Raw genomic sequence first — 26,137 nt, forward strand, 5'->3', positions numbered from 1 at the left:
CGTGGTTGTCGTCAGGAATGGGCCGGTGGGAAGCCGGCCGCGAGAGGGTGTGGATACTGTGTCGAACGTGGTGGGAAAGGCCCGAACCGCGGTCCTCGTGGACTTCGGCGGCGTCATCACCTCCAGTGTGTTGCGGGCGTTCACCGAATTCGGCGCCTCGCTCGGCGGTAACCCGCGCCTGCCGCTGGACCTCCTCGGCCGGGACCAGCCATCGCGCACGCTGCTGGCCGACCACGAGTGCGGCCGAATCGACGCCGAAGCCTTCGAGCGAGGATTCGCCGAGCGTCTCCGCGCGCACGGCGCCGACGTCCCGGCTGAGGGGCTCACGGCCCGGATGCAAGCGGGACTGTCGATCGACCAGGACATGCTCGCTCTGCTCGGCGATCTTCGTGCCGCCGGCCATCCCGTTGCGCTGGTCTCCAATTCGTTCGGAACCGGAACCTACGAGGGCGTCGACCTCGCCGCCGTGGCCGATGCGGTCGTCATCTCCGCCGAGGTCGGGATCCGCAAGCCTTCCCGGCGGATTTACGCGATCGCCTGTGAACGCCTCGGCATCCTTCCGGAGGAGGCAGTCATGATCGACGATCTGCAGCAGAACCTCGACGGAGCGGCGCGGATCGGAATCGGGGGCGTGCTGCACACCGGCGCCGCCGACACCCGCCGCCAACTCGCCGAACGCTTCCGGATCACCACCTGACCGATCGGCCGATTGACCAGCCGCGGGAGAACGGTCGTGCCCTGGATCGTCACCGCCAGACCGGGCGATACGCACCTCCGGACACTTTCGCCGTCGAACGACTTGAAGTCGAGGCCGGATTCAATTCTACTGACGGGCGAGGGTGACACCCGCACGCATCACCTGCTCACATCCCCGGAGGCACCGTCCATGGCCAGTGTTTTCGATCCGGTCTGCCGCCACGCGGCCGCCACCCCCGACAACATCGCGCTGCGCGGCGGCGCGGATCAGTGGACCTACCGGCAGCTGCACGACGCGGCCGTACGGTACGCGGGCGCTGTGGCCGCCGCGGGCCTGTCCCCCGGGGACCGGGTGCTGCTCGCAGCGCCGTCGGTGCCCGAGTTCGTGGTGGCCTACCTGGGGATCCAGGCCGCGGGCTGTGTCGTGGTGCCGGTCAACACGATGTCCACCCGGGCTGAGGTCGCGTACGTCCTCGGCGACGCCGGGTGCTCGCTGGCGATCGCATGGCACGCCCTCGGTCCCGCTGTCGCGGAGGCGGCCACGACGCTCAAGGTGCCCTCCTGGACGCTGTCCCCCGGCGCGATGGTCACCGATGCCGCCCCCGCCTCCGTCGTCGACCGCGACCGCGACGAGACCGCAGCCATCCTGTACACGTCCGGCACCACAGGGCGGCCGAAGGGGGCCCAACTCACTGTCGGGAACCTGTTGTCCGCCGGGGAGATCGGCGCCGCGTGCAGCCGCGGATCGAGCGCCGACCGCACCGGCACCGGACTCCCGCTGTTCCACGTGTTCGGCCAGGCGTCGGTCATGATGGCGACCTTGACCGTGGGCGGCTCGATGTCGTTGCTGGCCCGCTTCGACCCGGCGTCGATGCTGGAGATGCTGCGCCGCGACCAACTCACCATCATGGCCGGCGTACCGACCATGTGGAACGCGATGCTGCACGCGTCAGATGAGGCGAACCCGGCGGACTTCGCCGGGCTCCGTATCGCCGTCTCCGGCGGAGCGTCACTGCCCGGGGAGATCGCCCGAGCCTTCGAGACCCGGTTCGGCTGCACCATCCTCGAAGGCTATGGGCTCACCGAGACCACCGCGTTCGGCACCTTCAACGACGTCGACCGCGGCGGCAAGACCGGGTACACGGGCCGGGCGGTTCCGCGGCTGCAGGTCCAGGTGCGTGACATCGACAGTAACGAGTGCCCGCCCGGCACTGTCGGCGAGGTTCACATCAAGGGACCCACGGTGATGAGCGGCTACTGGAACCGTCCCGCGGACACCGCCGCGGCGATCTCGTCCGACGGCTGGTTCCGGACCGGCGACCTGGGCGAAACCGATACGGACGGCGACCTGCGCATCGTCGACCGGATCAAGGACCTGATCATCCGCGGCGGCTACAACGTCTACCCCGGTGAGGTCGAGGAGGTTCTCTACGAGCATCCGGACATCATCGAGGCAGCCGTGATCGGCGTTCCCGACGACCACTACGGCGAGGAGGTCGCCGCGCTCATCGCCGCTCGGCCAGGGGCGGCGCTGGGTGCCGCTGAGGTGTCGAGCTGGGCACGAGAGCGACTGTCCGCCTACAAGGTCCCGCGCATCATCCGCTTCGTCGACGCGCTGCCCAAGGGCCCGAGCGGGAAGATCCTCAAGCGTTCCATCGACCGTACGGAGCTGACCCGCGATCCCGCACTCGGCGACGTACCCGCCCGCCGGTACTGAATTCCGGTGAGTACGCCGCGGCGAAGGGCCGGCTACAGCGGGAGTGCCGCAGCCGCACCGGACAACTGAGTGCGGTTGTCAGCGAGCCCCGCGCGCACCGTGCGCATTTATGACTCTGGCGTCGGATTCAAGTAACCTTTTGGGGATGGACATTACTGCGCCCGAGGAGAATTACAGCGAGAAGGCACCGCCGGTGGCGCCTTTCTCGCCACTGCGCGAGCCGCCGACGACGCAGCGCGGAGCGCGTACACGCGCCGCTTTGGTGAAGGCCGCGCGGACGGTGTTCGAGCGGGACGGCTACCTTGACGCCCGCCTGGCCGACATCGCCAAAGAGGCTCGCTGCGCGACGGGTTCTTTCTACACCTACTTCGCCAACAAGGAAGAGGTGCTTGCCGCCGTCCTCCTGGAGGCGCAGGAGGACATGATGCACCCCGGCATGGGCCGGGTGCAGGATACCGATGATCCGTATGCGGTACTCGAGGCGAGCAATCGCGCGTATCTCGAGGCCTACAAACGGAACGCGAAGCTGATGGGCCTGCTTGAGCAGGTCGCACAAGTGGAGCCGGAGTTCCGTGAGTTCCGAAGGCGGCGCGCGGATGCGTTCATCCGCCGCAACGCCCGTGGCATCGCCGACCTGCAGGCGCGTGGTGTCGCAGACGGTGAGGTCGATCCGATGATGGCCTCCCGTGCGCTGTCGGGCATGGTCAGCGTCATGGCCAACAACGCCTTCGTGCTCGGCGAAAGGCAAGGAGAAGGTACGCCGGTGGCCTTCGAGGAACTCGTGTCCACGGTCACCCGGCTCTGGGCGAACGCCCTGCGATTCCCCGGCCACCGCTGATCCGCAGTAGCGCCGGCCGGGGTGGAGCCTGCCGCCTACGGCCGTTCGGCGATCCTGGATCCTGACGCTCGCCTCGGCGACGGGGACCGGCCTGCGCGAGCCTTCACGCGCGATCCCTGACTCATTCACCCTGATCCGCCGGTGCCGTCTCTGGCGTGCGCGATGGCGCCCGTCAGCGGCCTCGGGGCCGGGCGCTCGCGGCCGAATGGCCATCTCTCGCGTCTGGCGAAGGCGTTGACTCGTTTTTGCTTTGCGTCGGGGCGCCTCATTACCCAACAGTTGAACTTGACGCCGGATTCAACTATACAGGTGGGGGAGTCCGCGGTCCTCGGGTCTGTGTCCCTGGACCGCACGCCCCGCCACAGAGAGGGTTCGCTGTGAACGTTGCACAAAGAGTTGCCATCGTCACCGGTGGCGGTGGCGGCATCGGCGGCGCGCTGGTCGCGCGGCTCGTTCGCGAGGGCGCCCGGGTCGTCGTCGCTGACCTCGACGCGGACACCGCGCGGGCGGTGTCGGAGAGAGTCAACGCCGACCATCCGGGCAGTACCGTCAGCGCCGAAGCGGACGTGTCGGACACCGCCCAGATCCAACGGCTGGTCGACCTGGCGGACAGCGCGTTCGGTCCGGTCGATCTCTACTTCGCGAACGCGGGCATCGGCGGAGCGACCGGCCTCGACGCGAGCGAGAAGGCCTGGGACCTGTCCATCGACGTGAACCTGCGAGCCCACATCCGTGCGGCACAACTGCTCGTGCCGCAGTGGCTCGATCGCGGCGAGGGCTACTTCGTCAGCACCGCCTCGGCGGCCGGGCTGCTCACCCAGATCGGCTCCGCCACGTACGCCGTCACCAAGCACGCGGCCGTCGGATTCGCCGAATGGCTGAGTGTCACCTATGGCGATCGCGGGGTCCATGTCAGCTGTCTGTGCCCGATGGGGGTGAACACCAGGATGCTGACCTCTGGGAAGGACTCCGGGGACGCCCTGGGGAGAGCGGCCACACAGGCCGTCACGTCCGCGGGTGACGTCCTGGAGCCGGCCGAGGTCGCCGACGCCGTGCTCGCCGCAATCGAGGACGAGCGCTTCCTGATCCTGCCGCACGAAGACGTTCTGGAGATGTACCGGCAGAAGGGCGCGGACTACGACCGGTGGCTGCGCGGGATGCGCCGGTATCAGAGCTCCCTGTTGGCGCAGGCATGACCGGCGCGCCGGGCGAGCTCGTCCTCGCCGAACACCGGGGGCCCGTGCTGGTGCTCACGTTCAACCGGCCCGCCAAGCTGAACGCCTGGACCGACGAACTCGAAGACCGCTACTTCACACTGCTCGACGCCGCCGAAGACGACCCGGGCGTACGCGCGGTCGTGGTCACCGGCGCTGGACGCGGATTCTGCGCCGGCGCCGACCTCCAGCGGCTGCAGGCGGTCGGCGAGGTGTCCGAGGCGGACAGGGCGCGGCGCCGGCCACGCGATGTGCCGCTGGCCCTGCGCAAACCGCTGATCGGTGCGGTGGGCGGGGTGGCCGCGGGCCTGGGCATGGTGGAGGCGCTCTACTGCGACATCCGCTTCGGCTCGCCCGCTGCGCGGTTCACCACGGCGTTCGCACAGCGCGGGCTGATCGCCGAGTACGGGATCTCCTGGCTGTTGCCCCGGCTGGTGGGGCACAGCCGGGCAACGGACCTGTTGCTGTCGAGTCGCATGGTGGACGCCGAGGAGGCACTCCGTATCGGACTCCTGGACCATCTGGTCCCCACCGGCAGTGTGGTCGACGCCGCTGTCGCCTACGCCGCCGATCTGGCGACGCGCTGCTCCCCGGCATCCATGGCCACCATCAAGAGCCAGCTGCAGGGCGACGCGGACGGCACCTACGCCTATTCCGTGACCCGGGCGGAAGGCGCCATGCTCCAGTCCTTCCGCGGGGCCGATTTCGTCGAAGGCGTGGCCAGTCACCTCGACAAGCGCCCACCGAGTTTTCCTTCCCTACCTGTCAGGAGTTCAGATGTCCCTGTTTGAGATGTCGGACCGCGCCAAGAAATACCAGGCGGATCTGCTCGAGTTCATGGATTCGCACATCTACCCCGCTGAGACGGTCTACGACGAGCAGATGCGCGCGTCGGGTGACCCGCACTTCCAGCCGCCGATCATCGAGGAACTCAAGGCGGAGGCGCGTCAGCGCGGACTGTGGAACCTCTTCCACCCGCACCCGGAGTGGGGCCCGGGGCTGACGAATCTCGAGTACGCGCCGCTGGCGGAAATCATGGGCCGCAGTCACCTCGCCTCCGAGGCGTGCAACTGCAACGCTCCCGACACCGGCAACATGGAGGTGCTCACGCTGTTCGGCAGCGACGAGCACAAGGAGAAGTACCTCAAGCCCCTGCTCGACGGGACGATGGCCTCGGCCTTCGCCATGACCGAGCCGCGTGTCGCCAGTTCCGACGCCACCAATATCGAGTTGCGGATGGAGCGCGACGGTGACACTTACGTGCTCAACGGGCGTAAGTGGTTCGCGTCCAATGCTCTGCACCGTAATTGCAAGGTGCTCATCGTCATGGGCAAGACGGATCCCCTCGCTGCCCCGCACCGGCAGCAGTCGATGATGGTCGTCCCGATCGACGCCCCCGGGATCACGGTGATGCGCGGGCTGCCGGTGTTCGGTTACCAGGACCGTGAGGGGCACGCCGAGATCGATTTCGCCGACGTCCGGGTGCCGGCCACGGACGTACTCAAGGGCGAGGGTGAGGGTTTCGCGATCAGCCAGGCCCGGCTCGGGCCCGGACGTATCCACCACTGCATGCGGGCGATCGGTGCGTCCGAGCGGGCGCTGGAGCTGATGTGCCGACGCGCGCAGTCCCGGGTGACGTTCGGCAGTCCGGTTGCCGACCGGGCCAACATCCAGGACTGGATCGCGGAAGCGCGTATCGACATCGAGATGATCCGCCTGCTCACGCTCAAGGCCGCGTACCTGATGGACACGGTCGGGAACAAGGAAGCGCGCACCGAGATCGCGGCCATCAAGGTGGCCGCCCCGAACATCGCGTTGAAGATCATCGACCGCGCGATCCAGGTGCACGGGGCAGCCGGAGTGACCGAGGACTTCCCGTTGGCGATGATGTACGCGCATCTGCGGACGTTGCGGCTGGCGGACGGTCCCGACGAGGTCCACAAGCGGGCCATCGCCAGACAGGAACTGCGGCAGTACCGCGACGCGGCCACCCCGGCGGCGAACGGCACGGGCATCGCCGACACCACAGGGCAGCGGTGAACTGAGATGGCAGGACTGGATCTCAACGGTCGCACCGCCGTCGTCACCGGCGCCTCGCGCGGTATCGGGCTGGCGATCGCCCAGGCCATCGCCGCCGCCGGCGGAAACGTCGTCCTCACCTCCCGGTCCCAGGAGGCGGCGGACGCCGCTGCGGCCCGGGTCGGGGGCACAGCCCTCGGCGTCGGTGCGCACGCGGTCGACGAAGACGCGGCCCGGCGCTGTGTGGAGCTGACGCTTGAGCGATTCGGCAGCCTGGACATCCTCGTCAACAACGCGGGGACCAACCCGGCCTTCGGGCCGGTCATCGACCAGGATCACGGCCGGTTCGCCAAGACCTTCGACGTGAACCTGTGGGCTCCCGTCCTGTGGACGGGCCTGGCCACCCGGGCCTGGATGGGCGAGCACGGCGGGGCGGTCGTCAATACCGCGTCGGTCGGCGGCATGGCCTTCGAGGCGAACATCGGGTTGTACAACGCGTCGAAGGCCGCGCTCATCCATCTCACCAAGCAACTGGCCCTGGAACTCTCGCCGAAGGTTCGCGTCAACGCGGTGGCACCGGGGGTGGTGCGCACGAAGCTGGCCGAGGCCCTGTGGCAGGAGCACGAGCAGGCCGTGTCGGCCTCGACGGCACTTGGGCGCATAGGGGAGCCCGCCGACATTGCCTCGGCGGTCGCCTTCCTCGTCTCGGACGCCGCGAGTTGGATCACCGGCGAGGCCATGGTGATCGACGGCGGGCAACTCCTCGGTGACGCGCTCCCGTTCAGGCAAGGAGCCGGCATCGGTGTCTAGCGCGGACATCGCCGGAATCGACGCCGGGGCGGTGAGCAGCTGGTTCAAAACCCTCGGCGTCGACTTCGCCGGGCCGCTTGTCCTCGACCGGATCGGGCTGGGCCAGTCGAACCTGACCTACCTGGTACGGGACCAGGACGACCACAGGTGGGTGCTGCGGCGCCCACCGCTGGGCCACCTCCTGGCGTCGGCGCACGACGTGGCCCGCGAGGCGCGGATTCTGACCGCGCTGGAGGGCACTGCCGTCCCGACCCCGCGGGTGCTCGGGCTGACCGATGATCCCGCCGTGACCGACGTCCCGCTGCTGCTGATGGAGTTCGTGGACGGCCAGGTCGTCGACCGGATGTCGATCGCGCAGTCATTGACGCCCGAGCGCCGCCGGGCGATCGGGATGTCGTTGCCGCGGACGCTTGCCCAGATCCACGCGGTCGATCTGGAGGCGACCGGGCTGACCGGTCTGGCCAGCCACAAGCCGTATGCACAGCGTCAGCTCAAGCGGTGGTCGGGCCAGTGGGAGAAGTCCAGGACCCGCGAGCTGCCCGCGCTCGACGACCTCACCCGGCGCCTTCTCGCGGCCGTCCCCGAGCAGCGCGAACTGACCCTCGTACACGGCGACTTCCATCTGCGCAACGTCATCACCTCCTACGACACCGGTGAGGTGACCGCGGCGCTCGACTGGGAGCTGTCGACGCTGGGGGATCCGCTGGCGGACATGGGCAGCCTGCTGGCGTACTGGCCGGAACAGGGGGAGGAGGAGACCGGGGGCGAATTCGCCGCCTCCGTCCTCGAAGGCTTCCCGGACCGTGCCGAGCTCGCTCAGGTGTACCTGACCGAAACAGGCCGGGACCCGGCGGCCCTGAAATTCTGGCACGTGCTGGGCCTGTGGAAGGTGGCCGTGATCGCCGAGGGCGTGATGCGGCGAGCGATCGACGAACCGAGGAACAGGAGCGCGACAGGCACGCCCACCGTGGAACGCGTCGATGCGCTCGTGGACACAGCACGTCGCATCGCAGACGAAGCCGGGATCTGAAGTGGGGCCCTGCGGGGCTGAGCGCTCGGGGAGAATCCGGCGACCGTCCAGTGGTGGGACGGGGCCGGTGAGGGCGCCGCCGTCGCAGATATGCGGGATCTGGAGGAGACGTACCTGCAACACGTGCACCCGTGGCCGCTGTTGCCCTGGCGCGGCACCCGGTGCCGGAATCTGGGTGAGAGGTGTCATCGGGCTGTGGCCGGTCCTGTTGCCCCAAGGATGCGGGCGGCTGTACCCGCTGTGCCTGCGAGGGCAAGACCGTGGACCGAACAACCACTGGCCGGGCCGGTTCCATGGCCGCCGACCAGGCCGTGATCAGGTTCTCGGGGCAGGGCTGGGACACGGGTGGCGGTGAGGTTCATTCGGCTGCGGCTAGCAGCCGTGCCTCGTTCTCCTTGTACAGCCGCCGGGTCTCGCGGCTGTCGGTGGCACGGCGCCGGTGGTCCAGAAGGCTGCCCAGCCAGCCCGCCAGGTAGCCGAACGGGACGGAGACCAGACCGGTGGAGCGCATGGGGAACAGGTCGAAGTCGGCGTCCGGGAAGACGGCGGACGGCGTTCCCGAAACGGCCCGGGAAAAGACCATCAGCAGCAGCGCGCAGGCCGCGCCGCCGTAGAGGGCGGCGAGCAGACCGGTGCGCGTGAACCCTCGCCAGAACAGGGAGTAAGTGAGCGCGGGTGCCACCGCCGATGCCCCTATGCAGATTGCCAGAGTGGTCAGCACGCCGATGTCCCACTCCTGGACCAGGACGGAGAGCCCGATGGCGAGGGTGCCCACGGCCACACTCGTCCACACCGCCACCGTCATCTCCGTACGCGGCTCGGCCCGTCCCCGCCGCGCCGCATGGGCGAACAGGTCGTGGGCGAGCGACGAGGCTGCGGCCAGGGTCATCCCCGCGACCGACGACAGGAGGGTGAGGAACACCATGCCCGCCATGGCCGAGTAGAGAATCGTCGCGCCCGGGGAGGCGGCATCCCCTCCGAGCGCCCGCGACAGCATGAGCACCGACGTCCTGCCTTGCGGGTCGGCCGCGGTGATGTTCTGCGATCCCACCAGCGCCGCGGCGCCCGTGCCCATGATGATCACGAGCAGACAGAACGAGGTGACCGTACCGACCGCCCACGACATGGAGCGACGCACGGCCGGCACGTCCTGCGCGGAGTACAGACGCATGGTGATGTGGGGCAGGCAGGCCACGCCGAGGACCACGGTGATCTGGAGACTGACGAAGTCGAGCCGGTTACCGGCCGAGGTGCCCAACTGAAGGCCCTGCTGGAGGAAGGCAGGGCCCGCGCCGCTCCCGTGCTGGGCGGCCCTGAGTACGTTGCCCGGGCTCCAGTCGAAGCGGTTCAGTACCAGGGCGGCGACGACGACGCTGGTGCCGAGCAGGAGTACGATCTTGATCATCTGAATGAGCGCGGTGCCTCTCATACCGCCGATCGCCGCGTAAATGATCATTAGGCTGCCGACGATGACGATGCAGGCCGTCTTGGCGCCTGCCATGTGCGGGATGCCCAGGATGAAGGTGAGCAGCGACCCGGCCCCGGAGAGCTGGACGACCAGGAAGGGAAGGGTCGCCGAAAGCGTCACCACGCAGGAGGCGACACGGACGGCCCGCCCGGGCATGTTGCGGGCCAGGACGTCGCCCATGGTGAACTCGCCGGCGTTGCGCAGGGGTTCGGCCAGCAGGAACATCAGCAGCACCAGCGACATGGCGGTGCTGACCGCCAGCACGTAGCCGTCGTATCCCGCGAGCGCGATGATCCCGGTGGTGCTCAGCACCGTGGCAGCGGAAATGTAGTCACCCGCGATCGCCAGGCCGTTCTTGAGCGGCGTGAGCGAGAGGTAGCCGGTATAGAAGTTCGTCAGGTCGTCGCGATCCGGTCCCGCCATCACGCACATCAACAACGTGAAAGTGACCAGTGCGGTGAACAGAGCCAGGACGGTGACCTGCGTCCCCGAGCTGAAGTCGTTCATTTCGCCACCCCGGCGCCCCCAGCCGCCCGGGCGGCCCGCTTCCTGACCGCCTGCGCCAACGGGTCCACGGAGCGTCGTGCGCTGCGGCCGTACCAGAGGACCGCCGCGAAGGTGACGACGAGTTGGAGGACCCCCAGGGCCATGCCCAGGCTCAGCTCTCCGGCGATCTTGGCCCCCATCAGGTCCGGCACATAGCAGGACAGCACCACGTACGCCACGAAGGAGCCGAGCGCGGTGAGCGTGGAGACCCGACGGAGCAGGCGGTAGGCCGAGCGGAGGGCGGCGAGGTCGGCACTGCGCCGAGGGGGCGCGTGGACGTACGGCTCGTGCCGAGGGGCTTGCCCGTACGAGTCGTACGGAGCGGCGCCGTATCCGTACGACTGGGGCTCGGTGTGCGGCAGCGGCCATGCCGTTGGTGCTGGTGGCGGGTACCGGTCGTCATCCGCGTATGTCATCGCCTGGCCTTCCATCACGGCTCGAATCCGTGGAGGTGAACTGGGAGGGGTTCCGGCGGCGCACGATACCGACTGGTCGGAACGCCCGTAAGTCCGTTGGGCGTTACGGTTCGGGCTCGATGCGGCTCCCCCGGGCAAATCGGCCGACGGGGTACGGATCAAATCGGTGGCCTTGCGGGACGGCTGGTGAACTCCGAACGCCTCCCGGGCAGTTGCTACGACAACGGGCACGGGCCGCGGCCACGGCGATCCACCAGGACACCCGGCCGGCGGCCCCGCGGCCCCCTCACTACTCCAGTACGAGCAGCTGTGCCTCCTCCGGTGACCATCCGACCGTCACCTCGGTGTCGAGGTCGCCGGTCGCGCCCGAGCCCGTGCCGAGTTCGCGCATGACCACGTCCTGGCCGCCCACGTGCAGTCGGTGACGGATCGTGGCGCCGAGGCCGGTGGACGACAGCAGCCGGCCGGAGCGGTTCTGGTTGACGGCCTGGCTGCTGGGCCTTGACGGCTCCGATCCGGGCGGCGCGGCACGCGAATGGCCTTGGGGTTCCATTCCGTGAGCGCTACCAGAATCGACGTGGTAACGATAAAAATCGACACCGTGTAGACTTTTTCTGAAGAGGGCGACCCGGCTCCTCGCGAGACCTCTCTGGAGGAACAATGGAGAAGCGGAACTGGCTCATCACCGGCGTCAGCACGGGCCTGGGGCGCGCTTTCGCCCAAGCCGCCCTGGCCGCCGGGCACACCGTCATCGGCACCGTCCGCTCCGAGAAGGACCTGCGGGCCTTCGAAGAGCTCAGGCCCGGGCACGCTCACGGCCGTCTCCTGGATGTGACGGACGGTGACGCCGGCTCCGGCGCGGTCGCGGAGGTCGAGCGGAGCGTCGGCCCGCTGGACGTCGTCGTCGCCAACGTCGGCTACGGCCTGGAGGGCACCTTCGAGGAAACCCCGCTGGCCGAGTGCGACGGCAGTTTGAGGTGAACGTGTTCGGAGCGGTGGCCACCCTGCAGGCGGCGCTGCCTCACATGCGCCGCCGCCGCCGCGGACACCTGATGGCCGTCACCTCCATGGGCGGGCTCATGGCCGTGCCCGGCATGTCCGCCTACTGCGGCAGCAAGTTCGCGCTGGAAGGCATCCTTGAGGCGCTGGGCAAGGAGGTCGCGCAGTTCGGGATCCATGTGACGGCGATCGAGCCCGGCTCCTTCCGCACCGACTGGGCCGGACGGTCCATGACACGCACCGCGCAGTCCATCGACGACTACGACGAGCTGTTCACCCCCATCCGCGAAGCGCGGCAGAAGGCAAGCGGGAACCAACTGGGCAACCCGGCCAAGGCCGGGGAAGCCGTCGTGCACATCACGACGGTGGATCAGCCGCCTGCCCACCTCGTCCTGGGCTCGGACGCGCTGCGGCTGGTCACCGCCGCCCGCACGGCCGTGGACGAGGACATCCGCGCGTGGGAGACACTCTCGCGTACGACCGACTTCGCCGAGGGCGCTCAGCTCTGATGCCCGGCCACCATTCCGCGCGCGGCCGTCGCACCACCGAGCGCAAGGGGGATGTCCGGGAGCGGGCCATCCTCGACACCTGCGAAGCCCTGCTGGCGCACAGGGGCTACGACGCCATGACCGTCGGCGACATCGCCCAGGGCGCCGGCATCACACGCGGCGCCCTGTACTTCTACTTCGGCTCCAAGCAAGAAGTGGTCACGGCACTCGTGTCCCGGACCGTCGAGCACCTGTGGGAACGGTCCCGGGTCACCGCGCAGACCGACGAGCCACGCCAGGCCATCGCAGCAGCCATGCAGCGCACGGTCGAGCTGTGGAACGAACACGGCCCGGTCATGCGCACGGCGATCGACCTGTCGTTGACCGTGCCGGAGATCGGTGAACTGTGGAAGCACACGGCTGACCTGTTCATCGCGGCCATCACCGCCGTCCTGGAACGCGCCGGCATCCAGGCCGGCGCTGCACCGGACGAGGCCTCGGCGATGGCACGCGCCCTGTGCTGGATGATCGAGCGGACCTTCTACCACGCCTCACAGGAATCCCGCGAGAAGCTCCAAGAGGCGTCGGCGACATGCGAACACATCTGGCTGACCAGCGCCGGCCTGATCACGTGAGGTATCTGCCATGGACGCGGTGAGGCGCGGAACCATGAAGTCCGGGTCGAGCCTTGCCCCCGTGAAGTGGACACCTGTTCGCGTCGTTATGCGGCGAGGGTGCTGGTGACCAGATGCTGTTCGTAGGCGATCGGAGCCCCCAGCTGCCGTAGGAGAGGTCCTTGTTCGCGGAGTTCCAGTTCTCCACGACCTGCAGGCTCTCGTGGATCTCCTGGCGCAGTTCGACGTCGGCGAGGTAGTCACAGATGAAGGCTGTACGAACCGCGCGCCCCAGCTCCTCGATCGCCTGGTAGGTGAGGTGCTTGGGGCCGCCGCAGGTGAAGCGGCGCAGGACCTGCTCGGCCTCGGCTGTTGGTGCCCGGCCCGAACAGCAGCAGCAGCCGGCGCCGCAGCACGTCCTTGGACAGGTTCTCCCTCGTTGCCACCGAGGTGAACTCGGAGATGAAGTCGGTGCCGAACTCGGCGTACTTCAGGATGTCCAGCAGGTCGATGGTGCCCCAGCGTCGCTCGATCTCGCCCTTGATGGCGACCAAGGACTCCGGTTCCTCCTGCTTGCCGCGCGGCGAGACCCTGATCCACGTGCTGCGGCAAAACTGCGCCTCGAAGTCACTGATCGCCTTGCCGACCGACCGCTTCACCTGCCCCGGGCCGGCGGCTCGATGCAGTGGTTCCGGCAGCGGGCCACCACCGCGGCCGCCAGCCGGTCCCGCGACAGCTCCACCGGGCACAGCTCAGCAGCCAGCCACCAGGCCAGCCGTTCCTGGTCCTCCTCGGCTCAGACCACCGGCAGGGCGGGCCGGGCCAGGCCAGTCCACTGTCGTCACCGGTGGTGTTCGTGACGGCGCCGGCAGTCGACGCACATCTCAGTGCGGACAGAGCCACCGTCCGCTCCTTGCTGATCGGAGCACCGCGCACGACGCAGATGCCGAAGGTCCCGTCTTCAGTCGGCGCAGCGCACCGAGTGTTTGCTGCGGTCCGCCGCGGGCCACTTGGGCCCGGTCCTGTTGCTGGTCAATCGATGCCCTCTGGTCGGCCTCGGCGGCGTCGAGATTAGTCGGCGCGTAGCTCGGCCGCCACCGCCTCAGCGGCGATGCGGACGAGGTCTCCGCAACGATGGCACGCCACGAGATCCTGCCTCTGCCCGTCATCGACGGCCACCGCTTGGTCGGCATGGTGGACTGGCCGACATCGCCCGCGCCCTGCCCGACCCCAGGTCGACCAGCTCCTTGAAGCCCTCTCCACAGGCTGAACCGACGCGACAGCAGACCGTCTGGAGCCCTGCGGGCTTGCCAGGTGGCGGGAGTTCTCCTTCGGGCATGGACTAGAGATGTGCTCCCGGCGCCGCGTAGGAGTGCCAGTGCCCCAGAGCGCCGGGTGCGCCCATCCACCAGAATCCGGCGGCCGGGTGGCCGTGCCGAGCGGTCCGCCCGCCGGGCCGGAGGGGTGGACCGCGTCGTTGTCGTCGGTCCGTGATCGCGTCCAGTAGCGTTTCGCGTTCAGGCTGATCCTGCCTGGTGCAAGGCTCCTCCTGGCCCCGACGCCTTGGGCGAGGCCACCCCCACATCCAAGGGGCGCTGGGGTGGTCTTCACACCTCACGGGCGCTGTGCATCGCAGGAGCGGGATGTGACAGTTGCTGGGCAGTACTGCATCTGCGAGGAGCGCAGCCATGAGACGTCCACGCACTGGGACCGAACCGGTAACGGCCCGTAGCCCCTTGCGGCTGCGGCTCATCCTGGCTTCCGCCGCGGTGGTGATCTTCGTCGCGGCAGCCGTGGGCCTCGCGATGGGAGTGCGCTCCGCCGGACCACACGATTCCCCCAGTCCCACCGTGCTGTTGGTGCTGGCGGTGGTGTGTGGCGTGCTCGCCATCGCCGCGGTGCTGGATCTCGTGGTCGTCATCCGACGCCTGCGAAGCGAGAGGACCACGGGCCCGTAGGGCCTGTGCCGCTCGTGCCGGCCTGGCCTCGTGCTCCGTCCTGCGTTGCGGGGCAAGGGCTCAGGAGCCTGTGGTGGTGGAACCGGTTCGGGAGAGGGCGGTGGCGTCGGGACCGGGACCGGGACCGGGACCGGGACCGGGGCCGGCTCAGGGCGGGCTGGGAGGCGGTCCGGGCGTGGCAGATCCCTGGCCCGCCCACCGGGCAGCCGGGCGGCCAGGGGAACGGTGTCCGCTCCGGCGATCTCTTGCAGCCCGTGCAGGAACTTGGTGAGGCCTCGATCGCGCTGTACTGCCGGGTCCACTCCAGCCTCGGTGCGGCCTCGTGTGGAGTCCGGCAACGGCAACCGCAGGACCGCGTCGAAGAGTTGCGGAGGGGCCGGCACGAGATGGAGGTGCCCACGTCGCGGCGAGCGCATTTCGTAGCGGCAGCGGGAGCCACACGGCGCGCGCGTTACTGGCTTCCGGGTAGGTCGGGCAAGCGCAAGCCCGGCTGGACGGGGGTACCAGCCGGGCAGTTTGGGGGCGTCCGCGCGTCGATGTGCGGCTGATCTATCAGTGGTGTCCGTGAGCGGAGCTTGAGGCACCGCCGAGCAGCCGGGCCACGGCTCGGAATGGCAGGGTGACGACGGTGGCGATGGCCCCGCCGATGGACCGAAGAACATCTGCGATTGCCCTCAACACGGTGAACCTCCGTACTTTTCCAGCACAGTGCGCCGGATCGGACTTGCCGCTGCACGGCCGATCACTGGTCAGGTGCCCGCTGACCGGCCGAGGAAACAGAGTCGGTGATGGAACAGAACGCCATCCGGCCAGACGGAGCAGTCTCCGCACAGGCTCCCGGAGCGAAAGCTCCAGCCCGACGCCGCCGCGTAGAAGCCCTGAGAGGCCTGCAGGTCGCGGGTCAACCGGTTCACTCGCATAGACCCAGGCGCGGGAGCGGCGGCGGGAGGCGGCATCTGGACCGGCGTCGCCCTCGTCGAGCGGGGTAGCCCTGCCGCAGCATGCGCCGCGCCCGGCTCCGCTACTCCGTGAGGCTCACGACGGTGTCGAGGCCGGCATGCCGCAGGGTGCGCTGAACGGCGCGGCGGGCCCCGCGGGTGGTGACGGAGACAGTTTCCGGCGCTCGTGTGACCGCGCGGAGCAGGGCGTAGGCGCACGCGAGGCCGATGCGCTCAAGGCCGCTCATGTCCCATACCCAGGTGCCTGCCTGCCGCAGGTTCCGGTCGTTGAGGAGCTCTTCGAGCTCCGGCAGAGCGTGCGCGTCCAGGACACCGGAGAATGTCAGGACAGCAAGCTGCTCGTCAGCCTGGGTAAGCGCTACGGGTGCGCGCTCCGGCTGGGCGGGCTGAGGGGGCATGGCTGCCACGGCGACCTCTTTGCAACACGTCGCGAACGTGCCTCCATATTCTCAACATTCTCGACGGACGCTGCGGGGTAGCCCGCTGGTTGACCGTGGCTCGTGCCATGCGGGGTCAGTCCGCGGGGTGGGCGGGGTCCTTCATCACCCAGGTACCGCCGGGGCAGTCTTCCGGCAGGGGAGGGAAGGTGTGGTTCTTGACGTTGGTGCTGGTGTTCCACCGGTGGGACTGTCCGCAGTCGCACTCGTAGATGCCGCTCTGGGGGACGGTTTCGCCCGGGTGGAAGGTCTGCGCTGGTTCGCTCATGTTTCCTGTCTATGGCTGGCAGCCTGGCCCCGCGACCGGAGACATGCGCAGGAGGGATGCATGCAGCTTCGGCGATCGCGGGCCGTGCCGAAGTCAGTCCTCTCGGCGAGTGGCGGGCGGCCTGGGTGCAGACCCCCTCTATCTGGCAGCTGTCTCTGGTCGCCACGCCCATTCGTCCGCTAGAGGGGCAATTGGGTCCCTAGCGGTGTTAGGCCCCCACGAGTTCGGGAACCCGTGGTGCGAGAGCCGGACGTGCCGGCTGCAGAGCGAGAGGCGGCATGCCATGGGGCATGGCGGCGATGTGATCGCGGAGCTGACCACCGACCACCGGGAAGTCGATGACCTCTTCAAACAGTTCGAGGATGCTCCCCCCGGCAGTAAGGATCGCAGGCGTCTGGTGGATGCGTTGACGATCGAGCTGGTGCGGCACTCCGTCGCCGAGGAGGAGTACCTCTACCCGGCGGTGCGGGAGCACCTGGAGGAGGGCGACACGCTGGCGGACAAGGAGCTCGCCGACCACGCGCGCGTCGAGCAGCTCCTTGACGACCTCCAGCAGCGCGAGGCCGATGATCTCGACTTCGACCGGTTGGTGCTGAAGCTGCGCACCGAGGTGACCGCGCACGTCGATGACGAGGAGAACCACCTCTTCACCCAGCTGCGCACCCACGTGCATCCCTACGTCCTCGAAGAGCTGGGCAACAAGATCCGGCAGGCGAAGAAGACCGCTCCCACTCGTCCGCATCCCGGCGCCCCGAGTACGCCGCCGGCCAACAAGCTGCTCGCCCCGGGCCTTGGGATGGTGGACCGGGTGCGCGATTACGTCTCCGGCCGCGGCAAGTAAACGCCGTCTCCTTCCCCTACACAACGAAAGTTCACGGGCACCGCCTGGTCGGCATGGTGGCACTGGCTGACGTCGCCCGCGCCCTGCCCAACCCGCAGGTCGGTGACCTCCTCGAAGCCCTCTCCACCGACTGACGACACCGACGCTGCCCGGGTGGCGACGTCGGCCCGCCGGACGTGGACTGGTATTGCCCGCGGCAGAGTCGCCGGGAAGGCAGAGACGGGAGATGCGGGCGGGCTCGTGCGGGCCACCGCCGCCTGGGCCCCACGCAGCGACGACCAGGTCGATCCCGGCGGTCCTCTTCGGCAGTCTGGCTCAGGCGTCGGCGAGGAGTCCCGCCCGCAGAGTGGCGCATGCACGGGCGAGGAGGCGGGAGACGTGCATCTGGGACAGTCCCAGCTTCTTGCCGATCTCGGACTGGGTCATCTCCGCCCCGAAACGGAGCTCAAGGAGAGTGCGCTCACGCTCATCGAGCTGAGCCACGTGCGGCTTGAGAGCCTGGAGATCCTCGGCCAGCGCGAGCGCGGGGTCCTCGTTGCCGATCAGGTCGGCGATGAATCCGGTCCGCTGCTGGCTGCCACCGGCTTCGATGGGCCGGTCGATGGAATCGGCGTCATAGCCGTTGCAGGCGACCAGGCCCTCGATGACCTCGTCCTCCGCCAGCTCCAGCTGGGCCGCGTAGTCGGCTATGGAGGGCTCGGGAATGCCGCGTCCCTCCAGCTCCTCGCGGGCGCGCGCAAGGTCCACGCGCAGCTCCTGCAGCCGGCGCGGGACGTGCACGGACCAGGTCGTGTCGCGAAAGAACCGCTTGATCTCCCCGGTGATGTAAGGAATCGAGAAAGTGGTGAACTCGTTCTCCCGCGATATGTCGAAGCGGTCGATGGCCTTGATCAGACCGATCGTGCCGACCTGCACGACGTCTTCCATCTCCTGCCCGCGGCTGCGGAAGCGGCGCGCGACGTAGCGCACCAGTGACAGGTTCATCTCGATGAGCGTGTTGCGCGTGTACTGGTACTCCGCCGTGCCTTCCTCAAGGGTCGCCAACCGCTCGAAGAACAGCTTCGACAGGCGACGCGCATCCGGCGGGGCCATACGCTGAGCCTTGTCCACCAAGGGCAAAGAAGGCGGTGCAGACTCAGGCGCTACTTGCCTTTCCGAGCGGGTCACGGATGTGTGGATCTGCGTCGCTGGCGTCGCCATGGCTGGCTGCTCCTCTCTGTTTCCTGTCACCGCGTCGCTCCGTCACCTACCCGCCGGCCCCAGGTAAAACATCTTCCATGGGGAAACTGTTTCCGCAGGGCAACTGAGACGGCACATGCCTGCGGCGCGCCCCCGTCGCGGCCGATGAGCCCCAACAGGCCTTGATCGAGCTGCTCTTGTAGCGCACGCAGACAGGCCATCGGGCAACTGGGCTCCCTACCGCGGAGGCCCGCCCGGATCGTTGCCCGGCGCACCACCACCCACGCGCAAGACAAAGCCTGCGCACCGGCACCGTCGCAGCGCTGAATCGCACCCGCACCCCACAGGGAGCTCCTCCTCGTCAAGGTTCAGCTGCTTACGCAAGATCCGTGCGATCTTGCCCGCCCACGGCTCCTCGACGAACGAATGCTCGCGGTACGGCTGGTGAAGTTACCGGGGTACTCGCGGCCGAAAGCCCGGGGGTGCAGTCGAGGGCGTGTGGCCGAGCGGAAGAGACAGACTGCGTCCGCGCGGCCTTTTCTTCGGCATCGCCCGGGCACCCGTGGGGCGACCGCTACCGCCGCCCCGACGTGCTGCTCAACGCTTCCCTCGGACACGCAAATGGCGGACTGTCCTTGCGTACGACGGGCACCGGGCGGCGGACATAGGGACGATCGATGTGGTGCGGGTGGTCGAGCCGCGCGCTTCGAGCCGTATTCCAATGAGGGAAGAGGACATGGCCGGTAAGAATTCAGGAAAAGCCGCCGCGAAACAGGGCGATGTCGACGAGGCGATTCCCGGCAAGCCGACGCCGAAGCCGCCGACGGTGGAGGAGCCCACCGAGGTGCACGGCCCACTCCCTCCCAAGCCGGACCAGGACGCGCCGCAGACCGTCAGCGCCACCGGCCAGGCGACCGGTGCGGACCGGGCCAGGATGGCCCAGGGCGGCTCCTTCCTGACCACCGCCCAGGGCAACCGTCTCCACGACACCAACCACTCCCTCAAGGCGGGCCCCCGCGGGCCGGTGCTGCTGCAGGACCACCACCTGCGGGAGAAGATCACTCACTTCGACCACGAGCGGATCCCCGAGCGGGTCGTCCACGCCCGTGGCGCGGCCGCGCACGGCGTCTTCCGCGCCTATGGCACCGCCGCGAAGACCACCAAGGCGGCGTTCCTGGCGGCGGACGTCGAGACGCCGGTGTTCGTGCGCTTCTCCACGGTTCTGGGATCGAGGGGGTCCGCCGACACCGTCCGCGACACCCGCGGCTTCGCCACGAAGTTCTACACGGCCGAGGGCACCTTCGACCTGGTCGGCAACAACATCCCGGTGTTCTTCATCCAGGACGCCATCAAGTTCCCGGACGTCATCCACGCCGGCAAGCCCCACCCCGACCGGGAGATTCCGCAGGCCCAGAGCGCCCACGACACCTTCTGGGACTTCGTCACCCTGCACACCGAGGCGACCCACCACACACTGTGGAACATGTCCGACCGCGGTATCCCGCGCTCGTTCCGGATGATGGAGGGCTTCGGCGTCCACACCTTCCGACTGGTCAACGCCGAGGGCGGCACCACCCTGGTGAAGTTCCACTGGAAGCCACGGCTGGGCGTCCACTCCCTGGTCTGGGAGGAAGCCCAGATCACCAACGGCATGGACCCCGACTTCCACCGCCGCGACCTGGCCGACGCCATCGAAGCCGGCGCGTTCCCGCAGTGGGAGCTGGCCGTCCAGACCTTCCCCGACAACCCCGAGCAGACCTTCGAAGGCATCGACCTGCTCGACCCGACCAACATCGTTCCCGAGGAGCTGGCACCCGTCCAGCCGATCGGACTGCTCACCCTCAACGCGAACCCGACGAACTTCTTCGCCGAGACGGAGCAGGTCGCCTTCCACCCGGGCCACCTCGTGCCCGGCATCGACGTCACCGACGACCCGCTGCTGGCCGGCCGGCTGTTCTCCTACCTCGACACCCAGATCACCCGGCTCGCCGGCCCCAACTTCGCCCAGATCCCAATCAACCGCACCCACGCCCCCGTCAACGACATGCTGCGCGACGGCTTCCACCAGGACGCGGTGCATACCGGGGTGGCGCCCTACCGGCCCAATTCCCTCGACGGCGGCTGCCCGTTCCTTGCCGGAGCGGACACCGGCGCTTACATCGAGGTACCGGTGGAAATCCCGGCCTCGAAGAAGGTCCGGGAGGCACCCGCGAGTTTCGACGACCACTTCAGCCAGCCCCGCCGCTTCTGGCTCAGCATGACCCCGGTCGAACGCGAGCACATCATCGGCGCGTACACCTTCGAGCTCAACAAGTGCTACGAGCAGGCCATCAAGGAGCGGGCCCTGCGGGTCCTCGCCAACATCGACCCCGAACTCTGCGAACGCGTCGCCGCGGGACTCGGACTCCCGGCCCCCGAGGCCGACCGCCCCCTCGCCGCCGTCGATCCCAGCCCGGCGCTGTCCCAGATCGGCCAGACCTGGCCGCTGGACGGTCGCATCATCGGCATCGTCGCGGACGAGAATGGTGACCTCGACGGCGTGCGCACGCTCCGTTCGGCCGTGCTCGATGCCGACATGGTCCCCCTTGTGATCGCCCCGGCCGGCGGCAAGCTCGACAGCGAGGGCCATCCGATCACCGTGCAGCGCACCTTCGCCACAGCCCGCTCCATCGAATTCGACGCCCTCGTGCTTGCCGGAACCCCTGGGTCTGGCAAGGACGCCTACGGCGCGCGTGACGCCAAGGCCGGTGACCCCGCCGCGGCGGGCCGGACCGAGACCGACCCCCGGGTTCTGCTGATGCTGTCCGAGGCATACCGCCACGGCAAGGCACTCGGCGGCTGGGCCGGCGCCGAGGAGGTTTTCCAAGCCGCCGGCGTGCCGACTGCCGCCCCCGGCGTGGCCCTCGGAAGCGACGGCACCGGCACCCTGAATCAGATCACCCAGCTTCTCGGCCGGCACCGCGTGTGGGAGCGGTTCTCCGCGCATGCCTAGGCTTGGCGTATTTTTCGGTTCGCACAGCTCAAGGCCGCAACACTGCTTGAGAGGGGCCCGGCAATCGTTGGAAACCATCCGCGCTACCGGGCCGACCTGGACCAGTTCGGGACCTTGCTCGACGGGTTCACCATCTGCGCCGCGCACATCCACGTGCACATGCCCGACCGGGGGGAGGCAGGCCAGGGGGTCGATGCACTGACGGGCCGGGTCCTGCCCTGCGCCGTGCAGGCCGCCCGGCTCGTCGAACATGTCCGTCCCGCCCTGGAGGAGCACGGGGATCTCGACCGGGCGATGGGGTTCCTGCGCCGGCTCGGCGAGCGGGGCTGCGGCGCTCAGCGTCAGCGGACCGCATGGCGCCGTCGTGCACGCCTGGCGGACGTGGTGGACGACCTCAAGCTGCTGACGCCTGGCCGACGAGGAGAGCCATCGGGGGGGCGCCCGTCGGGAGTCACCGTCAGGCCGGCGCGAGCGTGGTGACCAGCACGTCCCGGTGCGCGGGCCGGGACGGATCCAGCGGACGGATGGGTGACACGCCGTGCAAGGTGTGGCGATCGTCCGACAGGAGCAGACTCGCGGGTTCGTCCAGAGTGGCCGAGCGCAGTGCGGGCCCGTCCGGAGCGAAGACGGTGCTCCGGCCCCCGGTCGCATTGTTGCGGTCGACCAGCAACGAGGAGACCAGCGTCACTCCGTCGCGGTGTCGGCCCTCCGGAGTCGGCCGCCCTTCACCGTCGGCCGTGGCGACGACCCGGAACGGATGCACCTTCGCGATCCAGCATGCGGCGGAGTCCAGCGCGCCCGCGACATGCCCGAGCAGCGTCACGACCGAGCGCAGGAGCGGCTCCGCCACAAAGGCGTCGGTCAGCGGATCGAAGTGACGGTCGACGTCCACGTAGAGAGGGTTGCTCCGCTCCGGCTGCACGAACGGGGTGTCCGGCAACTGGGTCAGCTCACCGGTGGAGGGGGTGAGCGAGAACTTTCCGTAGCGGCGCAGCCGGCAGGTGCCGCGTTCGGAGGCGTACCGGTCCTGGGAAAGATCCTCCCAGTGCTTGGCGAAGCGCGCCCACTCCTCCTCTCCGGTGCCGAAGTGTGCTTTCACGGTGGCTGCGGGCATGAGGTGGACGCCGGTCGAGGCCAAGGACTCGCGCGCCGCCGCCACGGCGGGCGGAGGCTCCTGGAAGACCGTGGTCTCCGCCGGATCCCAGAGGCTCTCAGTGATCTCGTCCATCACACCCTCCTGAAGTCCCCTCGGGTCCTATTGATGAGACGCGGCTCTCAGGTCTCGCTCCGTGCGGGCCGGCGGGCGCGGACGCGCGGCAACGGTGCCGGCAGTGCGGTGCGGTTTTCCCGCCAGACGGCAAGTAGATATGCGGCAAGTCGGCCCTCGAGAAGTGTGGTGGCACCGATTCCGAAGGCGACATCGGGCTCCAGGTCCGGCTCGTCCTCCAGCAGACCGTCGACCACTTCTGTGCGCACGACCTGTTCATGGACGGCGTCGGCTACGACGTGCTCGTCGTAGAACCTCTCCGCAGCGGGGCCGGCACCTGTGCGACGCATGGCTTCCGCGAGACGTCGTGAGCCTGGCGACGAGGTCACCTCGACCGTGGCGAAGTGGCCGATCAGCGCCCCGCGCAGGGACCGATGCAGCCCCAGCAGAGACATGAGATTGACGAGGGCGAGGGTTTCGGCGGGTGCCAGGTCGAGGTAGTGCCCGTACGCGGTCTCCAGGGCGAGGTCTGCCATGAGGTCGGCGAAGAGCTGGGCGTGGATGTCCTCGGCGCGTCCGGCGCCGAACTCATCGAATTCGATGGCGGCCATCCCGGCCTTGGCGCGGCCCCGCAGTCGGGGCAGGACCCAGGCATGCGGGTCCGCTTCCTTGAGGTGGTACAGCGAGCGGAGGGCCGCGTATTCCCTCAGCTGCCACAGCCGGCCTTCGCGCTTCAAGTAGTGGCTGACGCTGCTGTCGTCGGCGGCGGGCTCGGTCAGGAGGTCCGCCATCGCCTCCTGCGCGCCGCGCGCCGGGACGTCGGCACGCAGCGCCCCGAGGAACGCCTCCTCCAGGTGTTGTCGCGCCGACAGCGGTGCAGGAGCCCATTCGCGGTCGTCGTCCACGCCGTCGAAGCCCTGATAGTGCAGTTCATACAGCACGTACAGGGCGAGCTGGAGATCTGCCCCGTACGGGCCCTCGCGCTGGACCTCTTCGCGCGTGGGCAAGGGCCCCTTGCCGGTGTGGAGCCACGAGATCACCGTGTCGGACAGGTAGCCGCGCGCTCGCGGAAGTTGCGGTCTGGCGGGCCGGGCGGCTTCGAGGCCAGCCTTCATCTCCGGTCTCCTTCGCCTGTCCGGCCCGGTGCCGGGCAGCCGGCACCGTCGGCGGGGTCTGACCTGGGCTTCGAACGATTGCGGTGGCTGGTGTCGCACCAGGGGTAGCTGCGGCTGCGCCGGCACATGCAGATCGCGACGGTGAAGCGTCGGGAGGCGGCTACCGCACCGTCGTCACCGACCACTTCCACCGGCCCCTCCACCAGGAGGGGGCCGTTTCGGACGAGGGTGATGCGGCGTGGCCGCTCAGGGGTTCTCGGCACGGATGATCACCAATTCCTCTGTGTCCTGGGCTTCGTCCAGCAGGCCTTGGCATCGCAGCCAGGCCAGCCGGGAGCGCAGGACCGGGCCGAACGGTATGACCGCGCGGTCACTGACCGTCGCCCGCAGCCCCGCGGATGTCAGCCGCTCCAAGGTGTCCTCGGTGCCGCACAGACCGGAATGGACCATGAGGAGCACGCCCCCGGGCCGGAGCGCGCGCGGCGCGGCGTCGCAGATCCGGTCGACGAGCAGCCGCCCGTCACGTCCCCCGTCCCAGGCTCGCGCCGGTCCCCGGGGCATCTTGCTGCCGGGTACGGGTACGTAAGGCGGATTACTGACGAGTACGTCGAAGGAACGGCCGCCGACAGCTGCGGCCAGATCGCAGCGACGCACGGTGACGCGCTGCCGGGAGAGCCAGGCATTGATCCTCGTGGACAGCACTGCCTGCCACGATATGTCGACGGCGGTGACCAGAGCGCCACATCGCGCCGCTCCCAACGCGAGGGCCCCACTGCCCGAACCGACATCCAGGAGCTCGGTGCCCGCCCCCACACCTTCGCGGTACAGGGCGCGCAACAGGAGCCGCGTGTCGTGCTGCGGCAGGTAGACACCGGGAAGCGTCACCAGCGGCCGCAGGCCGGGGAGTGTGGCTGACCACGTGCTCATACGGCACCTCCGCCCCGAAAGCCGAGAACGAGGATCTGGATGGTCCGCGCGTCCTCTTCAGCCTGCTGGCTATTGGACCCCCCGGCCACCCGACGACGGTGTCCTGGTTATGGCTGTGGGCCTTCCCGCTTCTTGGGGCTGCGCGACCACGAGCGTCCTGTCAACGTGGTCCGTGGGGAACGGTCCGTGAGGGACCCAAGGGAGGACGGTAATGAGCAATGTTCTCGACATCCGCGTCGCCCGCCGGGCCGTGCCGGCCAGCTGGCCGGGCAAGGCGCTGTTTCCCTCCCGCGACCTCACCATGGGGACCTGGCCGAGTACCACCGGCGGCGTCACCATCAATGTGATCGCCCGGCGCCTGCGCCTGCCCTGGGGGACGTACAGCGGATCGCTGCTCGGTCCGGGCCGCACGGAGACGGCTGAAGGACGTCGGGTGACGCCGCGCCTCCTCTCCGGCCGGGCTCGCCACGCCCCCGCGCCGGGTAGAGCCACGGGGGAATGATGCCCGAACTGCCGGATGTCGAGGGATTCCGTCGGGCGCTGAGCACCTGCGGCCGGCGGTGTGTCTCGGACATCGAGGTGCGTGACGCGGGGGTGCTGCGGGGGGTCACCGCGAAACGGCTCCGGAAGGAAGGCGAGGGAAGGCGGCTCGGGAGGGCCTGGCGGCACGGGAAGTGGTTGTTCGCGCCCCTGGACGGTGGCCCCACCCTCGTCTTCCACTTCGGCATGACGGGATCACTGTGGTGCTGTTCCCGCGACGAACCGTTCGCCGCGCATGACCGTCTCGTGCTGAACCTCGACGGTGCCCGTAGCCTGCGCTACCGCGATCAACGCAAGCTACAGGGAGTGCAGTTGCTCGACGAGGCGGGCGTCGGCCGGCTACTGGACCGGCTGGGGCCCGACGCCCTGGCCGTGGACCGGGGGGAGCTGGCCGACCTGCTGTCCGGACGGCGTGGTGCCGTCAAGAGCGCGCTGATGGACCAGTCCGTGATCGCGGGTCTCGGAAATCTGCTGTGTGACGAGATCCTCTGGAGGGCCCGCGTCGCTCCCCGGACGCCGGCGCGGGACCTCGGCGGGACGGCGTACCGGCGCCTCCACGCGGCGATGGGCCGGGTGCTCCGCAGCTCCGTGCGCGCCGGGTGCGTGCCGCCGCGTCGTTCCTGGCTCACGGGACGCAGGGACGACAGCGAGCCGCTGTGTCCCCGCTGCGGTCGGCCGCTGTGCTCCAGTCGAATCGGTGGACGCCGCACCGTCTGGTGCCCACGCTGCCAGCCCTGAACGGCTTTTCTGCGGGCCGGGCCGTCGGGCCTCGTCGAGTGCGTTCTGTGTTCTCTCGTCTCCAGGGCCCGGGAACCGTTGATGATGCCCCTGTCTGACAACCGCTCGGCACTGCTGCTTG

General features: G+C 69.0%; 28 protein-coding genes and 2 pseudogenes. 17 read left to right on the forward strand and 13 right to left on the reverse strand.

Going from position 1 to position 26,137, the window contains the following annotated elements:
• The first annotated feature begins 67 nt into the window (after nt 1-67).
• The 8 genes from ACWGI6_RS21010 (at nt 68) to ACWGI6_RS21045 (ending at nt 8,324) form a co-directional block, all read left to right on the forward strand.
• Entirely contained in the window at nt 68-697 is a 630-nt protein-coding gene (locus tag ACWGI6_RS21010) for an HAD family hydrolase (RefSeq protein ID WP_453268931.1), read from the forward strand.
• Between the two features lie 189 nt (nt 698-886).
• On the forward strand, nt 887-2,413 hold the full coding sequence (locus tag ACWGI6_RS21015) for an AMP-binding protein (RefSeq protein WP_453268932.1): 1,527 nt from the start codon (nt 887-889) through the stop codon (nt 2,411-2,413).
• Between the two features lie 145 nt (nt 2,414-2,558).
• On the forward strand, nt 2,559-3,251 hold the full coding sequence (locus tag ACWGI6_RS21020; protein ID WP_453268933.1) for a TetR/AcrR family transcriptional regulator: 693 nt from the start codon (nt 2,559-2,561) through the stop codon (nt 3,249-3,251).
• Nucleotides 3,252-3,628: 377 nt separating this feature from the next.
• On the forward strand, nt 3,629-4,447 hold the full coding sequence (locus ACWGI6_RS21025) for an SDR family oxidoreductase (protein WP_453268934.1): 819 nt from the start codon (nt 3,629-3,631) through the stop codon (nt 4,445-4,447).
• The gene (locus tag ACWGI6_RS21030) at nt 4,444-5,256 is read left to right on the forward strand and encodes an enoyl-CoA hydratase-related protein (protein WP_453268935.1); all 813 of its coding nucleotides are present in this window, start codon (nt 4,444-4,446) and stop codon (nt 5,254-5,256) included. The genes ACWGI6_RS21025 and ACWGI6_RS21030 overlap by 4 nt, the downstream gene beginning before the upstream one ends.
• Nucleotides 5,243-6,505, forward strand: a complete 1,263-nt coding sequence (locus ACWGI6_RS21035; RefSeq protein ID WP_453268936.1) for an acyl-CoA dehydrogenase family protein — start codon at nt 5,243-5,245, stop codon at nt 6,503-6,505. The genes ACWGI6_RS21030 and ACWGI6_RS21035 overlap by 14 nt, the downstream gene beginning before the upstream one ends.
• Nucleotides 6,506-6,511: 6 nt before the next feature.
• Nucleotides 6,512-7,294: an SDR family oxidoreductase gene (locus tag ACWGI6_RS21040; RefSeq protein ID WP_453268937.1), complete on the forward strand. Its 783-nt coding sequence runs from the start codon at nt 6,512-6,514 to the stop codon at nt 7,292-7,294.
• On the forward strand, nt 7,287-8,324 hold the full coding sequence (locus tag ACWGI6_RS21045; RefSeq protein ID WP_453268938.1) for a phosphotransferase family protein: 1,038 nt from the start codon (nt 7,287-7,289) through the stop codon (nt 8,322-8,324). The genes ACWGI6_RS21040 and ACWGI6_RS21045 overlap by 8 nt, the downstream gene beginning before the upstream one ends.
• A gap of 358 nt (nt 8,325-8,682) precedes the next feature.
• Here the strand turns inward: ACWGI6_RS21045 and ACWGI6_RS21050 are convergent, their stop codons facing one another.
• The 3 genes from ACWGI6_RS21050 to ACWGI6_RS21060 form a co-directional block, all read right to left on the reverse strand.
• Complete coding sequence (locus ACWGI6_RS21050; RefSeq protein WP_453268939.1) at nt 8,683-10,299, reverse strand: sodium/solute symporter; 1,617 nt, start codon at nt 10,297-10,299, stop codon at nt 8,683-8,685.
• Complete coding sequence (locus tag ACWGI6_RS21055; RefSeq protein ID WP_453268940.1) at nt 10,296-10,754, reverse strand: DUF485 domain-containing protein; 459 nt, start codon at nt 10,752-10,754, stop codon at nt 10,296-10,298. The genes ACWGI6_RS21050 and ACWGI6_RS21055 overlap by 4 nt, the downstream gene beginning before the upstream one ends.
• 289 nt (nt 10,755-11,043) lie before the next feature.
• Nucleotides 11,044-11,307, reverse strand: a complete 264-nt coding sequence (locus ACWGI6_RS21060) for a hypothetical protein (RefSeq protein ID WP_453268941.1) — start codon at nt 11,305-11,307, stop codon at nt 11,044-11,046.
• A 107-nt stretch (nt 11,308-11,414) separates the two neighbouring features.
• On the opposite strand from ACWGI6_RS21060, the pseudogene ACWGI6_RS21065 reads away from it, so the two are divergent.
• A pseudogene (locus ACWGI6_RS21065) lies at nt 11,415-12,262 on the forward strand (oxidoreductase).
• Entirely contained in the window at nt 12,262-12,876 is a 615-nt protein-coding gene (locus ACWGI6_RS21070; RefSeq protein WP_453268942.1) for a TetR/AcrR family transcriptional regulator, read from the forward strand. The pseudogene ACWGI6_RS21065 and the gene ACWGI6_RS21070 overlap by 1 nt, the downstream one beginning before the upstream one ends.
• Here ACWGI6_RS21070 and ACWGI6_RS21075 read toward each other — a convergent pair.
• Nucleotides 12,869-13,207, reverse strand: coding sequence for a Tn3 family transposase (locus tag ACWGI6_RS21075; RefSeq protein ID WP_453269014.1), 339 nt, complete (start codon nt 13,205-13,207; stop codon nt 12,869-12,871). The genes ACWGI6_RS21070 and ACWGI6_RS21075 overlap by 8 nt on opposite strands.
• The gene (locus tag ACWGI6_RS21080; protein ID WP_453268943.1) at nt 13,116-13,514 is read right to left on the reverse strand and encodes a hypothetical protein; all 399 of its coding nucleotides are present in this window, start codon (nt 13,512-13,514) and stop codon (nt 13,116-13,118) included. The genes ACWGI6_RS21075 and ACWGI6_RS21080 overlap by 92 nt, the downstream gene beginning before the upstream one ends.
• 1,029 nt (nt 13,515-14,543) lie before the next feature.
• Between ACWGI6_RS21080 and ACWGI6_RS21085 the strand changes: the two genes are divergently transcribed.
• Nucleotides 14,544-14,813 carry a DUF6343 family protein gene (locus tag ACWGI6_RS21085; protein ID WP_453267927.1) on the forward strand — a complete coding sequence of 90 codons (270 nt, stop codon included), beginning with the start codon at nt 14,544-14,546 and terminating at the stop codon, nt 14,811-14,813.
• Between the two features lie 552 nt (nt 14,814-15,365).
• On the opposite strand, the gene ACWGI6_RS21090 is transcribed toward ACWGI6_RS21085, so the two are convergent.
• From ACWGI6_RS21090 to ACWGI6_RS21100, 3 genes are all read right to left on the reverse strand, one after another.
• Entirely contained in the window at nt 15,366-15,494 is a 129-nt protein-coding gene (locus ACWGI6_RS21090) for an LPFR motif small protein (RefSeq protein WP_453268944.1), read from the reverse strand.
• Between the two features lie 340 nt (nt 15,495-15,834).
• A complete protein-coding gene (locus ACWGI6_RS21095; RefSeq protein ID WP_453267959.1) occupies nt 15,835-16,170 on the reverse strand; it encodes an STAS domain-containing protein in 336 nt (111 codons plus the stop codon).
• A gap of 115 nt (nt 16,171-16,285) precedes the next feature.
• Complete coding sequence (locus tag ACWGI6_RS21100) at nt 16,286-16,477, reverse strand: hypothetical protein (protein WP_453268945.1); 192 nt, start codon at nt 16,475-16,477, stop codon at nt 16,286-16,288.
• Nucleotides 16,478-16,760: 283 nt separating this feature from the next.
• Between ACWGI6_RS21100 and ACWGI6_RS21105 the strand changes: the two genes are divergently transcribed.
• Both ACWGI6_RS21105 and ACWGI6_RS21110 read left to right on the forward strand, forming a co-directional pair.
• Nucleotides 16,761-17,318, forward strand: coding sequence for a hemerythrin domain-containing protein (locus ACWGI6_RS21105; RefSeq protein WP_453267924.1), 558 nt, complete (start codon nt 16,761-16,763; stop codon nt 17,316-17,318).
• A gap of 29 nt (nt 17,319-17,347) precedes the next feature.
• A pseudogene (locus tag ACWGI6_RS21110) lies at nt 17,348-17,452 on the forward strand (CBS domain-containing protein); the annotation flags it as partial.
• A gap of 181 nt (nt 17,453-17,633) precedes the next feature.
• Here ACWGI6_RS21110 and ACWGI6_RS21115 read toward each other — a convergent pair.
• Nucleotides 17,634-18,518, reverse strand: a complete 885-nt coding sequence (locus tag ACWGI6_RS21115) for a SigB/SigF/SigG family RNA polymerase sigma factor (RefSeq protein ID WP_453268946.1) — start codon at nt 18,516-18,518, stop codon at nt 17,634-17,636.
• A gap of 715 nt (nt 18,519-19,233) precedes the next feature.
• On the opposite strand from ACWGI6_RS21115, the gene ACWGI6_RS21120 reads away from it, so the two are divergent.
• Both ACWGI6_RS21120 and ACWGI6_RS21125 read left to right on the forward strand, forming a co-directional pair.
• Nucleotides 19,234-21,489: a catalase gene (locus ACWGI6_RS21120; RefSeq protein WP_453268947.1), complete on the forward strand. Its 2,256-nt coding sequence runs from the start codon at nt 19,234-19,236 to the stop codon at nt 21,487-21,489.
• A 159-nt stretch (nt 21,490-21,648) separates the two neighbouring features.
• Nucleotides 21,649-21,969, forward strand: a complete 321-nt coding sequence (locus ACWGI6_RS21125; RefSeq protein WP_453268948.1) for a hypothetical protein — start codon at nt 21,649-21,651, stop codon at nt 21,967-21,969.
• Here ACWGI6_RS21125 and ACWGI6_RS21130 read toward each other — a convergent pair.
• The 4 genes from ACWGI6_RS21130 to ACWGI6_RS21145 are packed head-to-tail and all read right to left on the reverse strand — an operon-like array spanning nt 21,947 to nt 24,738.
• On the reverse strand, nt 21,947-22,717 hold the full coding sequence (locus ACWGI6_RS21130; protein WP_453268949.1) for a 2OG-Fe dioxygenase family protein: 771 nt from the start codon (nt 22,715-22,717) through the stop codon (nt 21,947-21,949). The two genes, ACWGI6_RS21125 and ACWGI6_RS21130, sit on opposite strands and share 23 nt — an antisense overlap.
• Nucleotides 22,718-22,764: 47 nt before the next feature.
• Nucleotides 22,765-23,811: an iron-containing redox enzyme family protein gene (locus tag ACWGI6_RS21135; protein ID WP_453268950.1), complete on the reverse strand. Its 1,047-nt coding sequence runs from the start codon at nt 23,809-23,811 to the stop codon at nt 22,765-22,767.
• Entirely contained in the window at nt 23,808-24,074 is a 267-nt protein-coding gene (locus ACWGI6_RS21140) for a CDGSH iron-sulfur domain-containing protein (RefSeq protein WP_453268951.1), read from the reverse strand. Before ACWGI6_RS21140 ends, ACWGI6_RS21135 begins: the two co-directional genes overlap by 4 nt.
• Nucleotides 24,058-24,738 carry a HemK2/MTQ2 family protein methyltransferase gene (locus ACWGI6_RS21145; protein ID WP_453268952.1) on the reverse strand — a complete coding sequence of 227 codons (681 nt, stop codon included), beginning with the start codon at nt 24,736-24,738 and terminating at the stop codon, nt 24,058-24,060. The genes ACWGI6_RS21140 and ACWGI6_RS21145 overlap by 17 nt, the downstream gene beginning before the upstream one ends.
• A 211-nt stretch (nt 24,739-24,949) precedes the next feature.
• Between ACWGI6_RS21145 and ACWGI6_RS21150 the strand changes: the two genes are divergently transcribed.
• The gene (locus tag ACWGI6_RS21150) at nt 24,950-25,240 is read left to right on the forward strand and encodes a hypothetical protein (protein WP_453268953.1); all 291 of its coding nucleotides are present in this window, start codon (nt 24,950-24,952) and stop codon (nt 25,238-25,240) included.
• Complete coding sequence (locus ACWGI6_RS21155) at nt 25,240-26,016, forward strand: Fpg/Nei family DNA glycosylase (protein ID WP_453269015.1); 777 nt, start codon at nt 25,240-25,242, stop codon at nt 26,014-26,016. Before ACWGI6_RS21150 ends, ACWGI6_RS21155 begins: the two co-directional genes overlap by 1 nt.
• Nucleotides 26,017-26,137 lie beyond the last annotated feature (121 nt).

Source organism: Streptomyces sp. NPDC054786 (assembly GCF_053611685.1).

What these genes read in the sequence shown, in the direction of transcription:
- ACWGI6_RS21085 (WP_453267927.1), top strand. Translation starts at nt 14,544, where the DNA reads ATGAGACGTCCACGCACTGGGACCGAACCGGTAACGGCCCGTAGCCCC.
- ACWGI6_RS21095 (WP_453267959.1), bottom strand. Translation starts at nt 16,170, where the DNA reads ATGCCCCCTCAGCCCGCCCAGCCGGAGCGCGCACCCGTAGCGCTTACC.
- ACWGI6_RS21055 (WP_453268940.1), bottom strand. Translation starts at nt 10,754, where the DNA reads ATGACATACGCGGATGACGACCGGTACCCGCCACCAGCACCAACGGCA.
- ACWGI6_RS21150 (WP_453268953.1), top strand. Translation starts at nt 24,950, where the DNA reads ATGAGCAATGTTCTCGACATCCGCGTCGCCCGCCGGGCCGTGCCGGCC.
- ACWGI6_RS21035 (WP_453268936.1), top strand. Translation starts at nt 5,243, where the DNA reads ATGTCCCTGTTTGAGATGTCGGACCGCGCCAAGAAATACCAGGCGGAT.
- ACWGI6_RS21040 (WP_453268937.1), top strand. Translation starts at nt 6,512, where the DNA reads ATGGCAGGACTGGATCTCAACGGTCGCACCGCCGTCGTCACCGGCGCC.
- ACWGI6_RS21020 (WP_453268933.1), top strand. Translation starts at nt 2,559, where the DNA reads ATGGACATTACTGCGCCCGAGGAGAATTACAGCGAGAAGGCACCGCCG.
- ACWGI6_RS21130 (WP_453268949.1), bottom strand. Translation starts at nt 22,717, where the DNA reads ATGGACGAGATCACTGAGAGCCTCTGGGATCCGGCGGAGACCACGGTC.
- ACWGI6_RS21070 (WP_453268942.1), top strand. Translation starts at nt 12,262, where the DNA reads ATGCCCGGCCACCATTCCGCGCGCGGCCGTCGCACCACCGAGCGCAAG.
- ACWGI6_RS21060 (WP_453268941.1), bottom strand. Translation starts at nt 11,307, where the DNA reads ATGGAACCCCAAGGCCATTCGCGTGCCGCGCCGCCCGGATCGGAGCCG.
- ACWGI6_RS21105 (WP_453267924.1), top strand. Translation starts at nt 16,761, where the DNA reads ATGGGGCATGGCGGCGATGTGATCGCGGAGCTGACCACCGACCACCGG.
- ACWGI6_RS21135 (WP_453268950.1), bottom strand. Translation starts at nt 23,811, where the DNA reads ATGAAGGCTGGCCTCGAAGCCGCCCGGCCCGCCAGACCGCAACTTCCG.
- ACWGI6_RS21145 (WP_453268952.1), bottom strand. Translation starts at nt 24,738, where the DNA reads ATGAGCACGTGGTCAGCCACACTCCCCGGCCTGCGGCCGCTGGTGACG.
- ACWGI6_RS21115 (WP_453268946.1), bottom strand. Translation starts at nt 18,518, where the DNA reads ATGGCGACGCCAGCGACGCAGATCCACACATCCGTGACCCGCTCGGAA.
- ACWGI6_RS21125 (WP_453268948.1), top strand. Translation starts at nt 21,649, where the DNA reads ATGCCCGACCGGGGGGAGGCAGGCCAGGGGGTCGATGCACTGACGGGC.
- ACWGI6_RS21015 (WP_453268932.1), top strand. Translation starts at nt 887, where the DNA reads ATGGCCAGTGTTTTCGATCCGGTCTGCCGCCACGCGGCCGCCACCCCC.
- ACWGI6_RS21050 (WP_453268939.1), bottom strand. Translation starts at nt 10,299, where the DNA reads ATGAACGACTTCAGCTCGGGGACGCAGGTCACCGTCCTGGCTCTGTTC.
- ACWGI6_RS21155 (WP_453269015.1), top strand. Translation starts at nt 25,240, where the DNA reads ATGCCCGAACTGCCGGATGTCGAGGGATTCCGTCGGGCGCTGAGCACC.
- ACWGI6_RS21100 (WP_453268945.1), bottom strand. Translation starts at nt 16,477, where the DNA reads ATGAGCGAACCAGCGCAGACCTTCCACCCGGGCGAAACCGTCCCCCAG.
- ACWGI6_RS21030 (WP_453268935.1), top strand. Translation starts at nt 4,444, where the DNA reads ATGACCGGCGCGCCGGGCGAGCTCGTCCTCGCCGAACACCGGGGGCCC.
- ACWGI6_RS21120 (WP_453268947.1), top strand. Translation starts at nt 19,234, where the DNA reads ATGGCCGGTAAGAATTCAGGAAAAGCCGCCGCGAAACAGGGCGATGTC.